Annotated in this window: 13 protein-coding genes; 5 read left to right on the top strand and 8 right to left on the bottom strand. The window is 67.8% G+C overall.

Annotated elements, in window-relative coordinates:
• The first annotated feature begins 5 nt into the window (after positions 1-5).
• Positions 6-863, top strand: a complete 858-nt coding sequence (locus WG903_RS19060) for a DMT family transporter (RefSeq protein ID WP_340078287.1) — start codon at positions 6-8, stop codon at positions 861-863.
• On the opposite strand, the gene WG903_RS19055 is transcribed toward WG903_RS19060, so the two are convergent.
• From WG903_RS19055 to WG903_RS19040, 4 genes are all read right to left on the bottom strand, one after another.
• Entirely contained in the window at positions 860-1,084 is a 225-nt protein-coding gene (locus tag WG903_RS19055) for a dodecin family protein (protein WP_340078156.1), read from the bottom strand. The genes WG903_RS19060 and WG903_RS19055 overlap by 4 nt on opposite strands.
• A gap of 72 nt (positions 1,085-1,156) precedes the next feature.
• On the bottom strand, positions 1,157-3,454 hold the full coding sequence (locus WG903_RS19050) for a serine/threonine-protein kinase (protein WP_340078155.1): 2,298 nt from the start codon (positions 3,452-3,454) through the stop codon (positions 1,157-1,159).
• Positions 3,455-3,472: 18 nt separating this feature from the next.
• A complete protein-coding gene (locus tag WG903_RS19045; protein ID WP_340078154.1) occupies positions 3,473-4,282 on the bottom strand; it encodes a hypothetical protein in 810 nt (269 codons plus the stop codon).
• A gap of 27 nt (positions 4,283-4,309) precedes the next feature.
• Positions 4,310-4,966 carry a hypothetical protein gene (locus WG903_RS19040; protein WP_340078153.1) on the bottom strand — a complete coding sequence of 219 codons (657 nt, stop codon included), beginning with the start codon at positions 4,964-4,966 and terminating at the stop codon, positions 4,310-4,312.
• Positions 4,967-5,009: 43 nt separating this feature from the next.
• Here WG903_RS19040 and WG903_RS19035 point away from each other — a divergent pair, with 43 nt between their 5' ends.
• On the top strand, positions 5,010-5,807 hold the full coding sequence (locus WG903_RS19035; RefSeq protein WP_340078152.1) for an SDR family oxidoreductase: 798 nt from the start codon (positions 5,010-5,012) through the stop codon (positions 5,805-5,807).
• Here the strand turns inward: WG903_RS19035 and WG903_RS19030 are convergent.
• Positions 5,804-6,706: a DMT family transporter gene (locus WG903_RS19030; protein WP_340078151.1), complete on the bottom strand. Its 903-nt coding sequence runs from the start codon at positions 6,704-6,706 to the stop codon at positions 5,804-5,806. The two genes, WG903_RS19035 and WG903_RS19030, sit on opposite strands and share 4 nt — an antisense overlap.
• A gap of 58 nt (positions 6,707-6,764) precedes the next feature.
• Here WG903_RS19030 and WG903_RS19025 point away from each other — a divergent pair, with 58 nt between their 5' ends.
• The 3 genes from WG903_RS19025 (at position 6,765) to WG903_RS19015 (ending at position 8,998) form a co-directional block, all read left to right on the top strand.
• Positions 6,765-7,745: a quinone oxidoreductase family protein gene (locus WG903_RS19025; protein WP_340078150.1), complete on the top strand. Its 981-nt coding sequence runs from the start codon at positions 6,765-6,767 to the stop codon at positions 7,743-7,745.
• Positions 7,742-8,518 carry an NUDIX hydrolase gene (locus WG903_RS19020; protein ID WP_340078149.1) on the top strand — a complete coding sequence of 259 codons (777 nt, stop codon included), beginning with the start codon at positions 7,742-7,744 and terminating at the stop codon, positions 8,516-8,518. Before WG903_RS19025 ends, WG903_RS19020 begins: the two co-directional genes overlap by 4 nt.
• Before the next feature lie 99 nt (positions 8,519-8,617).
• The gene (locus WG903_RS19015) at positions 8,618-8,998 is read left to right on the top strand and encodes a response regulator (RefSeq protein ID WP_340078148.1); all 381 of its coding nucleotides are present in this window, start codon (positions 8,618-8,620) and stop codon (positions 8,996-8,998) included.
• A gap of 48 nt (positions 8,999-9,046) precedes the next feature.
• Here the strand turns inward: WG903_RS19015 and WG903_RS19010 are convergent, their stop codons facing one another.
• From WG903_RS19010 to ileS, 3 genes are read right to left on the bottom strand one after another with little or no spacing between them, the layout of a single operon-like run.
• The gene (locus tag WG903_RS19010) at positions 9,047-10,723 is read right to left on the bottom strand and encodes a Na/Pi cotransporter family protein (RefSeq protein WP_340078147.1); all 1,677 of its coding nucleotides are present in this window, start codon (positions 10,721-10,723) and stop codon (positions 9,047-9,049) included.
• Positions 10,724-10,765: 42 nt separating this feature from the next.
• Positions 10,766-11,260, bottom strand: coding sequence for a signal peptidase II (gene lspA, locus WG903_RS19005; RefSeq protein WP_340078146.1), 495 nt, complete (start codon positions 11,258-11,260; stop codon positions 10,766-10,768).
• Positions 11,260-14,115 carry an isoleucine--tRNA ligase gene (gene ileS, locus WG903_RS19000; protein ID WP_340078145.1) on the bottom strand — a complete coding sequence of 952 codons (2,856 nt, stop codon included), beginning with the start codon at positions 14,113-14,115 and terminating at the stop codon, positions 11,260-11,262. The genes lspA and ileS overlap by 1 nt, the downstream gene beginning before the upstream one ends.
• Positions 14,116-14,195 lie beyond the last annotated feature (80 nt).

Here is a 14,195-nt window from a genome sequence, read left to right as displayed (position 1 = left end):
TCGCGATGGCGCTGGCGGGCTCGATCGCCTTCAGCGGCAAGGCGATCATCGTCAAGCTCGCCTACCGCTACGGGGTCGACGCGGTCACGCTGATCATGCTGCGCATGCTGTTCGCGCTGCCGCTCTTCGCCGCGATGGCGTGGTGGGCCAGCCGCGGCAAGGAGCCGCTCACGGGACGCGACTGGATGGGCATCGCGGGGCTCGGCGTGTCGGGCTACTACCTCGCGAGCATGCTCGACTTCATGGGGCTGCAGTACATCACCGCCTCGCTCGAGCGGCTGATCCTCTACCTCAACCCGACGCTGGTGCTGCTGTTCGGGTGGGCCTTGTACCGCAGGCGTTTCACGAAACGCCAGGTACTGGGCATGGCGGTGAGCTACGCGGGCGTGCTGCTGGTGTTCGGCCACGAGGTGACGCTGGAAGGCGCCAACGTGGCGCTCGGCTCGCTGCTGGTCTTCGCCAGCACCATCAGCTACGCGATCTACCTGGTCTACAGCGGCGAGCTCGTGCAGCGACTGGGGTCGCTGCGCCTGGTGGGCCTGGCCACGAGCGTTGCGTGCGTGTGCTGCATCGTGCAGTTCGTCGTGCTGCGGCCGGTGGGAAGCGCCTTCGCCGTGGCGCCGGAAGTGATCTGGCTGTCCGTCCTGAACGCGAGCCTGTGCACCGCGGTGCCGGTGCTGCTGGTGATGATGGCGATCGAGCGCATCGGCCCGGCGACGGCCGCGCAGACGGGCATGGTCGGCCCGCTGTCGACCATCCTGATGGGCGTGCTGATCCTCGGCGAGCCCTTCACCGCGTGGATCGCGGCGGGCAGCGTGCTGGTGATCGCCGGGATCTTCGTCTTCAGCTCGAAGGGCGGCTAGCCGTCGTACTTGAACGACAGCGAGACGCGGGCGCGGTACGCGACCACCTTGCCGTTCTCGATCTTCAGGTCCAGCTGGCCGACCTCGGCCACGCGCAGGTCGCGCAGCGACTTGGCGGCGGTCTCCACCGCGTTCTTCGCGGCGGCTTCCCATGAGGTCGGGCTCGTGCCGATGATCTCGGTGACGCGGTAGACGCCGGAATCGGCTTTCTTCTTGGCCATGAGTGGTCTCCTCGGAGTGGCCGAACCATCATAGGCGCACTGCGGCGCGGCGCAAGGGCACCTGTGCCGGGGTCAGACGGTGGTCTTGGGGGCCGTGAACTTCCAGCCCGCGGGCGCGCCCGAGTCGAGCTTGGTCTTCATCTGCGGGCTGGCGCAAGCGCCGCTGAGCGTCACGTTGACCTCGGTGGCCGTGGCGCCGCCCAGCGCGAAGCACGCTTCGCCCATCTTGGCGTTGAGCGGGCGCAGCACCGCGTCCTGCACGATGTCCGTGGCGCTGCCGGGAGGCAGCTGCAAGGTGAACCGGCCGCCTTCGGCCGCCTGCGCATCGAGCACCGTGCGCAGGGAGCGCAGCTCGCGCAGGAGCGCGCCGCTGCCGCCCTCGGGCAGGCCCGTGAAGACGAGGGTCGTCTTCTGCGGGCGGTAGCTGAAATAGGACAGGAAGAAGTTCTTCGAGAACTCGTCGCCCACCAGCTTGCCGATCTCGGCCAGCGCCTGGTCCTCGTTGGCCCAGCTCTGGCCCTGCGGCATCTTGGTGCTCAGGTAGACCTCCTCGCCCGTGCCGGTGTCGATGGCCTTGAGCGTCCACGACGTGATGGCGCTCTTGGACACCGTCAGGCCCGAGGCCTGCAGCTTCATCGACATGGTGCGCAGCTTGACGTCGCCCTTGATCACGAAGTCGGCCTGCTGGGCGCTGGCGGCGTTGGGGTTGTCGCCTTCGCCCGACCAGACGCGGAAGCCGAAGGACTTGATGCGGTCCTTCACCACGTTCTCGGCCAGCTGCGAACGGTCGCGCGCGAGGTTGCCGCCGTCGGCGTTGCCGATGTCGATGCGGATGGAGATGCGCGGGTCGCCCTGGTTGCGGATGAAGTCGATGCGCTCCTCGCGCGAGAGCTGGTTGAGGGACCGCTGCACGTCGCGCATGTTCACCACGGCGCGGGTGGGCATCTCGACCAGCGAGCCTTTCGAGTCCGCCGTGCCTTCCTGCACCACCGTGCGGATGAACGAGCCGGAGTTGGCGAGCAGCTTGGCCTCGATGACCTTGCGGTTGGCCTCCAGCGACGACTTGTCGACGTACAGCGCCAGGGCCTTTTCGACGAGCTGGCGCTTCGCGTCCTCGCGGGCGGCGGCTGCGAGGGCCGCGGCATCGCCCTTGAAGTTGTTCGAATCGACGACGCCGAGCGCGGACAGGACCATCGTGCCGGGCTCGGCCGGTGGCGCCGCGACCGCGGGCGCCGCCGTGCCGGCCGTCAATGACACCACGGGAGCGGCGGAGCCCTTGGGGCCCTGGGTGACTTGCAGGGACCCCGAAACCTTCGTCCCGAAGAACACGTAGCCGCCGGCGACGACGGCGACGAGGGAAGCGGCAACCGCGACCCATGCACCGGCGGGCACAGCCTTCCTGTCGGCGGCGGGCAACTGCGCGGCAACGGGGGGCGGCTTGGTCGCGACCGCAGCGGCCGCGGCACCGGCGGTTGCGGCACCGGCGGGTGCGGCGACCGCCGCGCGCAGCGCCTCCGCGAACTCCTTGCCCGCCTGGTACCGCTCGTTCGGGTTCTTCGCGAGCGCCTTGCGGATCACCGCGTCCAGCGCCGGCGCGAGCGCCAGGTTGATCTGCGAGGGCGGCACCGGCTCTTCGCGCAGCACCTTGTACATGATGGTCGTGGTCGACTCGCCGGTGAACGGCTTCTCGCCCGTCATCATCTGGTACAGCATCACGCCGCACGAGAAGATGTCGCTGCGGCCGTCGACGGGGTGGCCCATGAACTGCTCGGGCGACATGTACGAGGGCGTGCCCAGCACCGCGCCGGTCTGCGTCAGCTCGGACTTCTCGACGCGCGCGATGCCGAAGTCGGCGATCTTGATGCGCCCGCTGTCCAGCACGATGATGTTGGCGGGCTTGATGTCGCGGTGCACGACGCCTTGCGCATGCGCGTGGTCCAGCGCCTCCAGCACCTCGCCCATGATGCGGGCCGCGTCGTCCGGCTTGAAGCGCTCGTTGCTCGCGAACAGGTCCTTCAGCTCGCGGCCCTTGATGAACTCCATCGCGATATACGCGACGCGTTCGGCGGGCTTCTCGGGCGCCGCCTTCGGCGCCATCATGGTGGCCTCTTCCTCGTTGAGGTCCTCGGGCACTTCCTCGCCGTAGTCGTAGATCGCGACGATGCCCGGGTGGTTCAGGCGGCCGGCGGCCTGCGCCTCGCGCTTGAAACGCGCCATGACCTCGGCGTACTGCGCGCCGTCGAGCTGCGAGGGCAGGATGGTCTTGATCGCGACGGTGCGTTCGATCACGGGATCGAAGCCCTCGTACACGATGCCCATCGCGCCCTTGCCGAGCGTGCGGCGGATCTGGTACTTGCCGAGCTTGTTCATCGTGACTTCAACCGGCGATCACTTGTACTTGTTGTCGATTTCCCAGACGCTGGTCTGCACCAGGCGCTGCACCATCGTGTCCAGGCCGACGCCGCCCTTGGCGCCCTGCGAGATGCCCAGCACGCTGGTGTTGTTGGCGCCGACCTCCATCTTCAGTTCCTTGTAGCCCTGCGCGACCTGCTCGGTGGTGGTGGCGTCCATGATCTTGTAGCGCATGCCGATCAGCCACACGCCGCTGGTCTCGTTGGTCTGCACGCTGCCCACCGCGCTGCCGGCCGCGTAGCTGCCCGTGGAGCCGCCCAGCATGCCCATGAGGCCGCCGATCGCGCGGCCGTCGAAGCCCTTCTTGTTCTCGGCGATCTGCTCGGCCTTGAGGATGTCGAACTTGACCACGAACTTGGCCGTCTTGAGCCGGCCGACCTGCATGGTCTTGCGCGCGGCCTGCGGGTCGCCCAAGTTGTAGGCCAGCGAGATCTCGTTGAGCAGCGGGCCGAGGTTGGAGCGCTCCAGCACCTGGAAGTTGGCCTGCGACAGCTCGAGCTCGCCGAAGTCGGCGATGTTGTTCGGAGCGAACTTGGCCATGAAGCCGGCGTTGTTGCTCTTGATCTCGCCGGGGATCACCACCAGCACCGGGCCCTGCCGGTTCTTGTTGGTGTACTCCACCTCCTTGTACGCGGCCTGGTCGGCGGCCGCATTGGCGGCCTGCGACGTCGAGCTGCCCGCGTTCGGCGACGGGTTGCCGAAGGTCGGTTGCGCGAGCGCGCTCGCGCATGCGAGGGTGGCGACGGCCGCGAAGGCGGCGCTGGCGCGCAGGGTTCTCTTCTCCATGGTGGCTCTCCTGTTGTGTGGTCACCGCTACCGGGCGTTGCGGCAGTAGTCGCTGTACAGCTGCGCGACGATTTCCTCGGCGCGTTCTTCGATGAGGGTCAGCGCCATGCCGGAGACGTCGGCCCCGGCGTAGCTGGCATTGGTGGCGCGCGCGTTCGAAACGGGGCGGCCCGCGGCGTCGGTGAGCGTGAAGTCCAGCGCCACGTTCACCTGGTTCACGTTGACCATCGTGTTGCGATAGGCCTGCGTGGCGATCACGCCCTTGAGCACGTACTGCGCGGCGAGGCGCCGGGACGCGGACAGCGCGCGGTCGGGGTCGTTCTTGAAGTACGCGTCGACTTCTTCCTGCGCGACCTGCTTGCGGATCTGCTCGGCGGAATAGGTCTGCAGGCCCAGGCCCTTCAGGCGCATGTTGATCGCCTCGACGTGCCGGCCGAACTGGCCCTGCGGCGCCGACACGCGGCCGTTCACCTCTTCGCCCACCAGCACGACGATCTTGCGGTTGCGGATGCGGTCGCGGCAGGGCGTGGCCAGTTGCCAGTCGACCTGCGCCTGCTTGCCCGCCTTGGCGGCGGCTTCGCGCTGCTCGTCGGGCGAGGGGTTGGAAAACTTGAAGCCCTGTTGCGCCGACGCGGAAAAAGCAGCCGCGCAGCACGCGAGCAAAATGGCCGATGATTTGAGCATCGCTGTGGAACTGCCAAGCTCAGCTATAGGAGGGCTGATTGTCATGGATATGGGTATTGCGGGCAAGTGGGCGCTGGTGTGCGGCGCCAGCAAGGGATTGGGGTTCGGCTGCGCCCAGGCGCTGGTGCGCGAGGGCGTGCACGTGCTCGTCGTCGCGCGCGGCGCCGAGGCGCTGGAGGCCGCCGTCGAGAAGCTGATTGCGGACCCGTTGCGGCCGAAGGACACCGCCGTGCAGCACGTCGCGGTGGACATCACCACCGCCGAGGGGCGCGAGAAGGTCTTCGCGGTCCGCCGCGAGTGGGACATCGTCGTGACCAACGCCGGCGGGCCGCCACCCGGCGACTTCCGTGAATGGACGCGCGAGGCGTGGCTGAAGGCGGTGGACGCCAACATGCTCACGCCCATCGAACTGATGAAGGCCACCGTCGACGGCATGGCGGCGCGCGGCTTCGGCCGCGTCGTCAACATCACGTCGAGCGCGGTGAAGGCGCCCATCGACATCCTCGGCCTGTCCAACGGCGCGCGCAGCGGGCTCACCGGTTTCGTCGCGGGGCTTGCGCGCACGGCGAAGCTGGCTTCGGCCAACGTCACCATCAACAACCTGCTGCCCGGCGCGTTCGACACCGACCGGCTGAAGGCGACGATGGAAGGCGCGGTGAAGAAGACCGGCAAGTCGATGGACGAGATCGCCGACGCCCGCCGCAAGACCATCCCGGCCGCGCGCTTCGGCACGTCCGACGAATTCGGCGCCACCTGCGCGTTCCTGTGCAGCGCGCACGCGAGCTACATCACGGGGCAGAACGTGCTGATCGACGGGGGCGCCTACCCGGGCACGTACTAGCGCCGCTGCGACGACACCACGATCCCGCCCACGATCAGCACGAACGCGATGGCGTGGTACACGTGCGGCAGCTCGCCGAGCATCGTGGCCGACATCACGGCGGCGAACAGCGGCGTGAGGTTGGAAAAGAACGCCGCGATGGTCGGGCCCACGCGCTGCACGCCGATGCCCCAGCAGCGGTAGGCAAGGATCGCGGGGCCGATGGCGACATAGGCCAGCGCGACGGCGAGCGGCCAGCCCCACTCGATGTGCGTGATGCCGGCGCTCCACTCGCCGGCGGCGAACAGCAGCGACCAGCCCAGCCCGAACACCATCTGCGCCATGAGGAATGCGGCCCAGTCGCCGCGGATCTCCGGCGGGTCGCCGGGGCGGATCAGCAGCCAGCTGTAGAAGGCCCACGCGAAGGTTGCGAGCAGCACGTAGAAGTCGCCGGGCACCAGGCGCACCTGCAGCAGCGCGTCCCAGTCGCCATGGCTGAGCACGACCAGCACGCCGGCGATCGACAGCACCGCGCCCGCCATCTGCCGGCTCGTGATGCGCTGGCCGAAGAACCAGGCGCCGACGAAGAGCATCCAGATGGGCGTGCTGGCGGCCACCAGCGTCACGTTGAGCGGCGTCGAGGTCTTCAGCGCCAGGTACTGCAGCGCGTTGTAGCAGCCCACGCCGAGCAGCCCGAGTAGCGCGAAACGTTTCCAGTGCGGCCACAGCGGGCTCGAGCGGCGCATCACCCAGCCCGCCAGCGGCAGCAGGATCAGGAAGGCGAAGAACCAGCGCAGGAAGTTGAGCGTGATCGGCGGCACAAGGCCGTTGACGAGGCGCCCGGTGACGGCGTTGCCGGCCCACAGCAGCGGCGGGACGGTGAGCAGCGCGGCGGTTCGAAGGTTAAGGCGTGAGTCCATGCGAGGGCCCGACTTTAGCCGTACGATGGCGCCGCATTGCTTTCAAGAGGACAACAGCATGACGCGCGCCATCCAGATCCAGAAGACCGGCGGACCCGAAGAACTGAAACTCGTCGACGTGAAGGTCGGCGAGCCCGGCCCCGGCGAGATCCGCATCCGCCACAAGGCCGTGGGCCTGAACTTCATCGACGTGTACCACCGCACCGGCCTGTACCCGCTGCCGCTGCCCGCGGGCATCGGCGGCGAAGGCTCGGGCATCGTCGAGGCCGTGGGCGAGGGCGTCACGCACCTGAAGGCGGGCGACCGCGCGGCGTATGCGACGAACTCGCCGGGTTCGTACTGCGAGGCGCGCGTGATGAACGCCAAGCACGTCTGCAAGATCCCCGATGCGATCGACTTCGACACGGCGGCCGCGATGATGCTCAAGGGCCTGACGGCGCAGTACCTGCTCAAGCGCTCGTCGCTGGGGCAGCTGCAGAAGGGCGACCACGTGCTGTTCCACGCCGCGGCCGGCGGCGTCGGCCTCATCGCCGTGCAGTGGGGCAAGGCCCTGGGCTACGAGATGATCGGCACCGCGGGCAGCGACGAGAAGTGCGCGCTGGCGAAGGAGCACGGCGCCGCGCACATGATCAACTACGCGAAGGAAGACTTCCTCGCGCGCGTGAAGGAGATCACCGGCGGCAAGGGCGTGAAGATCGTCTACGACTCGGTGGGTAAGGACACGTGGGAGAAATCGCTCGACTGCCTGCGGCCGCTGGGCATCATGGCGAGCTTCGGCAATTCGTCCGGCCCGGTGCCGCCGTTCGCGCCCGGCATCCTCGGGCCCAAGGGTTCGCTCTTCGTCACGCGCCAGACGCTGTTCACGCACATCGCCACGCGCGAGACCTGCCAGCAGATGGCCGACGACCTCTTCGACGCCGTGACCAGCGGCAAGGTGAAGATCCGCATCGCGCAGCGCTACCCGCTGGAGAACGTGCAGCAGGCGCACAAGGACCTGGAAGCGCGCAAGACCACCGGGTCGACCATCCTCACGCTGTGAGCCTGGCGCTCGACGCGGCGTACCGCGCGCGGCTGGCGCAGTTGCGGGACGTGGCGCCGCGCTCCCCGCGAGTGCCGCTGTTCGCGGGCGATGCGCGCATCGGCAGCGTCGAGCCGCACGTCTTTCCCCATCTCGCCTTGCCTGCATCGGTCATCCGCGAACACGGCGGCGGCTGGCAGGTGCAAGGCGAACTCACGGCCACGCTGGACACGATCGCGCGCGCCCTGCACAAGGCCGGCATCGCGCACCCGTCGTGGCGCGACGAGCAGCTGGCGGTCACCGACGAAGCGGGGCGCGTGCTCGGTTCGGTCGAGCGTGCGGCCGTGCGGCCCCTGGGCGTCACCACCTTCGCCGTGCACATGGCGGGGTTCGCACCCGACGGTCGGCACTGGGTGCAGCAGCGGTCCTTCTCGAAAGCGAACGACCCCGGCCTGTGGGACACGCTGATGGGCGGGATGATCCCCTTATCCGAGACGCTCGCCACCGCGCTCGAACGCGAGACGATGGAAGAAGCGGGGCTGGCGCTTTCGCAGCTGCGCGACCTGCGCCACGGCGGCCGCGTGCTCACGCGCCGCCCCACGCCGCCCGCGGGCTACATCGTCGAATGGATCGACTGGTACCGCTGCACGGTTCCCGATGGCGTGGCCCCGCGCAACCTCGACGGTGAAGTCGAACAGTTCGCCTTGCTGGACGAGCCCGCCGTCGCCGCGAAGCTCATGAATGACGAATTCACGCTCGAAGCGGCCGTGGTGTTGACTGAATCCGCGGGTTGACCGCGTTGCCAGCGGATGACTACAGGCATCGCCTGCGCGGGACGGCAGCGCGCCCTCACTTCCGTTCCTAGAGTGGCTCCAAGAGGGAGACACCAGCTCATGCCGTTCCGCACTTACATCGTCGAGGACAGTCCCACCATCCGCGACAACCTCATCGAGACGCTGGCGGAGCTGGCCGAGGTCGAATCCGTGGGCACGGCCGACACCGAGCAGGAAGGCAAGAGCTGGCTGGCCGCGAACGACGACCACTGGGACCTCGCCATCGTCGACCTCTTCCTCAAGGAGGGCAACGGCCTGAACGTCGTCGCCGCCTGCCGCGCGCGCAAGCCGACGCAGAAGCTCGTCGTGCTCTCCAACCACGCCACCCAGGACATCCGCTCGCGCTGCGCTCAGCTCGGCGCCGATGCGGTGTTCGACAAATCGACGGAGATCGAGAAGCTGGTGGCGTACTGCCTCACCGTGCGTGAGGACGTCACCTGAGACACTGGATCCCGGCCTGCGCCGGGATGACCTTCGCGTACGCGAAGGTCACTTCGGCATCAGCATCGCGCCGTCGGGCGCGGGCTCCTGCTGGCGCAGGCGGTTCGGCGCGAGCGCGCCGGCCGAATCCAGGATCGGGTAGGCGATCGAGCAGATGTGCGAATTGATGCGCTTGAGGTCGCTGATCAGGTCGATGTGCAGCGAACTCGTCTCGATGCTTTGCGGCGTGTTGCCCGACAGCCGCGTGAGGTGCGTGGAGGCATAGGCGCGCTCCAGGTCGCGGAAGCGCGCCTTCTCCTCGAGGAGCTTCTGCGCGTCGCGCACCGAGCCGTTGAGGAACACGCTCATGCCCAGGCGCAGGTTGTCGATCAGGCGCGCGTGCAGCTCGCAGATCTCGGCCATGCCGGCATCGGAGAAGCTGCGGCCCTTCTTGATCTTCTTGTCCTCGACGTCGATGATCACGCGCTCGATGATGTCGCCCACCTGCTCCATGTTGATGGTGAAGCTGATGATGTCGGTCCAGCGGCGGCTTTCCTCCTCGCCCAGCGCCTCGCGCGAGATCTTGGTCAGGTAGTACTTGATGGCCGAGTACAGCTCGTCGACCTGGTCGTCGAGCTTGCGCAGGTCTTCGGCCAGGCGCAGGTCGTTGTTGCGGATCACCTGCAGCAGGCCGACCAGCATGGTCTCCACCACGTCGGCCTGGTGCAGCGCCTCCCGCGCCGCGCAGGAGATCGCCAGGGACGGCGTTGCGAGGGCCGAAGGGTCGAGGTGGTGCGGCCGCCCCGACACGCGCGACTTGTCGGGCTTGGGCAGCCAGGCCTCGACCCATCGCGCGACGATGTGCGTGAAGCCGATGAAGACGATGGACACGGCTACGTTGAAGCACAGGTGGAACAGCACCACCAGCGTCGCCGGGTCGTTGACGTAGGGGCGCACGTGGCGCAGCCACAGGCCGGCCAGCGGCGCCATCAGCAGCACGCCGATGCCCTTGAAGACCAGGTTGCCCACGGGCACCTGCCGCACTTCCACGGTGGCCTTGGCCGTGGTGAGCACGGCCAGCAGCCCGCTGCCGAGGTTGGCGCCCAGCACCAGGCCCATCGCGGACTCGAGCGGGACCAGGCCGGTATGCGCCATGGTGGCCGTGAGCAGCACGATGGCCAGGCTCGAATAGGAGATGACGGACAGGAAGGCGCCCACCGTGATCTCCAGCAGCAGGTCGCTGGAGATCGAGTTGAGCAGGCCCTTCACCACCGGCGACTGCGTGATGATCTCCGTGGACGACTGCACCAGCCGCAGCGCCAGCAGCATCAGGCCCAGGCCGATGAAGATGCGCCCGATGCGCCCGACGAGGGTGGCCTGGCGCGACACGTAGAAGACCACGCCGACGAAGATGAACAGCGGCGACAGCCACGACAGGTCGAAGGAGAAGACCACGGCCATCAGGCTGGTGCCGATGTCCGCGCCCAGCATCACGGCCAGCGCCAGCGGCAGGGCAACCAGCCCTTGCCCGACGAAGGAGGAGACGATGAGGGCGGTGGCGGTGCTGGACTGGACCAGCGCGGTGACGCCCAGCCCGGAAATGAGCGCGGCCCAGCGGTTGGCCACGCTGTGCGCGATCACGTTGCGGAGGTTGGCGCCGAAGACGCGCAGGATGCCGGCGCGCACGAGCTGGGTGCCCCAGACCAGCAGCGCGATCGCCGCCAGGAGATTGAGCAGGTGCTTCATCGTTGACTGATCAACTATACGCCCCGCCGCGCGCCGACGGTATTAACCCGTGCGCCGGATCCTGCGCAATTCGTCGAGGATCAGACACACGGCGCCGATGGTGATGGCGCTGTCGGCCACGTTGAAGGCCGGGAAGTAATACGTGTTGCTCCAGTGGACCTGGATGAAGTCCACCACGTAGCCGTGGACCAGGCGGTCGACCACGTTGCCCACCGCCCCGCCCAGGATGCAGGCGAGCGAGAAGGAAAAGAGCCTCTGGCCCGCGTGCGAGCGCAGCAGGTAGACGATGAAGATCGCCGCCGCGATGCCGATGCCGGTGAACAGCCAGCGCTGCCAGCCCGAGGCGGCCGCGAGGAACGAGAAGGCGGCGCCCGTGTTGTGCGCGCGCACGACGTTGAAGAAGCTCGTGACGTAGGTCGAGTCGCCCAGCCGGTAGTAGCCCAGGATCATGACCTTGGTGAGCTGGTCGAGGAGGAAGATGGCCAGCGCAAGCGCCAGCCAAGGCATCCAGCTGCCCTGCGTGCTGCCGCGGGCCATCAGGCGAACTTCCTCGCTTCGCCTGCGCCGAACAGGTTCGACGAGCAACGGCCGCAAATGAGCGGATGCGCCTTGTCGCTGCCGACGTCCTCGCGCCAGTGCCAGCAGCGCTCGCACTTGACGCCCAGCGAGGGCTTGACGCTGATCGACATCTGTTCGCCCGCCTCCACCTCGGCCTTCGACGTGATGAAGACGAAACGCAGGTCGTCCTCCAGGCTTGCGAGGGCTTCGAAGAGCTCCGGGTGCTGGTGCATGGGCACGGTGAGGTCCACGGTGGCCTGCAGCGACGAGCCGACCTGGCCGGCCTCGCGCAGCGACTCGATTTCCTTGTTGACCATCTCGCGGGCCGCGCGGATGCGCGTCCACTTGCCGATCAGCGCCGCGTCGGGTGCACCGATCTCGGCGTAGGTCTCCAGGAAGATCGATTCGGAGCTGCCGAAGATCTTCCAGGCTTCTTCGGCCGTGAAAGACAGGAAAGGCGCCATCCAGCGCAGCATGGCGTGCGTGATGTTCCACAGCGCCGTCTGCGCGCTGCGCCGCGCCAGCGACTTGGGCGGGGTGGTGTACAGGCGGTCCTTCAGCACGTCCAGGTAGAACGCGCCCAGGTCCTCGGAGCAGTACACCTGCAGCTTGGCGACGACGGGGTGGAACTCGTACACCTCGTAGTGCGCCAGCACCTCCTGCTGGAACTCGGCCGCGCGCGACAGCGCATAGCGGTCGATCTCGAACATCTCGGCCACCGGCACGGCGTCCTTCGCGGGATCGAAGTCGCTGGTGTTCGCCAGCAGGAAGCGGAGCGTGTTGCGGATGCGGCGGTAGGCGTCCACCACGCGCGCGAGGATCTTGTCGTCGCCGGCGATGTCGCCCGAGTAGTCGGACGCGGCCACCCACAGGCGCACGATCTCCGCGCCGAGCTTCTTGTTCACTTCCTGCGGCTCGATGCCGTTGCCCAGCGACTTGCTCATCTTGCGGCCCTGCGCATCGACCGTGAAGCCGTGCGTGAGCAGGCCGCGGTAGGGCGCGCGGCCGTACATGGCGCAGGCCGTGAGCAGCGACGAGTGGAACCAGCCGCGGTGCTGGTCGTGGCCTTCGAGGTACAGGTCGGCCTCGGGGCCGCTCTCGTGCGCCGAGCCTTCGTGCGAGGTGCGCAGCACCGTGGTGTGCGTGGTGCCCGAGTCGAACCACACCTCGAGGATGTCGTTGCTCTTGGTGTACGCGGGCGCATCGGCGCCTGCGCCCACGCGCGCCAGGATGTCCTCGGTCGTGGCCTTGCTCCACGCCTCGATGCCGCCCTTCTCGACCATGCCGGCGGCGATGTCGAGGATTTCCATCGTCTTCGGATGCAATTCGCCCGAATCCTTGTGCAGGAAGAAGGGCAGGGGCACGCCCCAGCTGCGCTGGCGCGAGATGCACCAGTCCGGGCGGCCCGCGATCATGTCGCGCAGGCGCGCCTTGCCGTTCTCGGGGTAGAAGCCCGTTTCCTCGATCGCATCGAGCGCCATCTGGCGCAGCGTCTTGGGCGCCTTGTCCTTGGTGAAGACGCCTTCACCCTCGTCCATGCGGATGAACCACTGCGCCGCCGCGCGGTAGATCACCGGCGTCTTGTGGCGCCAGCAGTGCGGGTAGCTGTGCGTGATGCCTTCGGTGGCGAACAGGCGCCCGGCTTCCTTGATCTTGTCGATGATCACGGGCACGGCCTTCCAGATGTTCAGGCCGCCGAACAGCGGGAAGTCCGGCGCGTACGAGCCGTTGCCCTGCACGGGATTGAGGATGGCGTCGTACGCGAGGCCGTGCGCGATGCACGAGTTGAAGTCGTCCAGGCCGTAGGCGGGCGACGAGTGGACGATGCCGGTGCCGTCCTCGGCCGTCGCGTAGTCGGCGAGGTACACGGGGGACAGGCGCTTGTAGCCGGCGTCCACGTCATACAGCGGGTGGCGGAAGTTCAGCCCGGCCAGCGCCTCGCCTTCCACCGTGGACAGCACCTTGCCGTGCAGGCCGTAGCGCTTGAGCACGGCCTCCACCAGCGTCTCGGCCACGATGATCATCCCGCGTTCGGTGTCCACCAGCGCGTAGATGATTTCGGGATTCAGGTTGAGCGCCTGGTTCGCGGGGATGGTCCACGCGGTGGTGGTCCAGATCATCGCGAAGATGTCCTTCTTGGGCGCCTTGTCGAGCCCGAAGGCGTCGAGCACCTTCTTCGGCTCGTCGGCGGCGAAGCCCACGTCGAGCGTCTGCGACTTCTTGTCGGCGTACTCGATCTCGAATTCGGCCAGCGACGAGCCGCAGTCGAAGCACCAGTACACGGGCTTGAGGCCCCGGTAGACGAAGCCACGCTCGATCACGCGCTTGAACGCGCGGATCTCGGCCGCCTCGTTCACGAAATCCATCGTGCGGTACGGGTGGTCCCAGTCGCCCAGCACGCCCAGGCGCTTGAAGTCGCCCATCTGGATGCCGATCTGCTCGGTGGCGTACGCGCGGCTCTTGGCCTGCATCTCGTCGCGCGACAGGTTGCGGCCGAACTGCTTCTCGATGGCGTTCTCGATGGGCAGGCCGTGGCAGTCCCAGCCCGGGATGTAGGCCGCGTCCAGGCCCTTGAGCTGGCGCGCCTTCACGATCATGTCCTTCAGGATCTTGTTGACCGCGTGGCCCATGTGGATCTGGCCGTTGGCGTACGGCGGGCCGTCGTGCAGCACGAACTTCTCGTGGTTGCAGCGCGCCGCGCGCAGCTTCTTGTACAGGCCCTGGTCTTCCCACTCCTTGACCCAGCCCGGCTCGCGCCTGGGCAGGTCGCCGCGCATGGGGAAGGGCGTGTCGGGCAGGTTGAGGGTGGCGCGGTAATCGGTCTTGTCTGTCATGGAATCCTCGGCAAAGCGGAACGAGTGCTTGTCATGCCGGGCTCGACCGGCATCCGGTGTCTTTCGGTCGAAAGACGCCG

Origin of the sequence: Ramlibacter sp. PS4R-6, assembly GCF_037572775.1 — a bacterium.
Lineage (GTDB): Bacteria > Pseudomonadota > Gammaproteobacteria > Burkholderiales > Burkholderiaceae_C > Ramlibacter.
The sequence above is the reverse complement of the archived record's forward strand: the minus strand, read 5'-3'. Positions and strand labels throughout refer to the sequence as shown.